The sequence below is a fragment of the Streptomyces hilarionis genome (assembly GCF_024539675.1).
In the GTDB taxonomy this organism is placed as follows: Bacteria; Actinomycetota; Actinomycetes; order Streptomycetales; family Streptomycetaceae; genus Streptomyces; species Streptomyces hilarionis.
The window spans coordinates 1-395 of sequence record NZ_JAHHIT010000496.1 but is presented as its reverse complement, the minus strand read 5'-3'; the positions used below and the strand labels follow the sequence as shown (position 1 = coordinate 395).

At 51.6% G+C, this 395-nt stretch carries 1 protein-coding gene; it reads left to right on the top strand.

The annotated features are described in order from the left end of the window. A partial coding sequence (locus KMS84_RS44055) for an HAD-IA family hydrolase (protein WP_256921419.1) occupies nt 1–274 on the top strand: 274 nt, incomplete at its 5' end. Nucleotides 275–395 lie beyond the last annotated feature (121 nt).

The window sequence follows — 395 nt, the reverse complement described above, 5'->3', positions numbered from 1 at the left end:
TATAATCACCCGCAACGATGTCAAATATGGAAAGCCTGATCCAGATCTTTTCCTTGCCGCAGCGCAAAAGCTCAAGGTACCCATTGAGGACTGTTTAGTGGTTGGTGACGCCATATGGGACATGCTTGCAGCAAGGCGGTGCAAAGCGACAGGTGTGGGCTTGCTCTCAGGCGGCTACGATATTAGCGAGCTAGAAAGAGCGGGAGCCCTGAGGGTGTACGAGGATCCTCAAGACCTATTGCAACATTTAGAGGAAATAGCATCCCGACCTTGATTTCCGACAATCACCTTCAGGGCTTTTTATCAGCGGATTCATGCGTTTTCGCCGATAACGTTTCGATGCTCTGGGGGGGTTGCAGCCCCCATCCCCGTACTGGAATTCACTTCACTTGCGC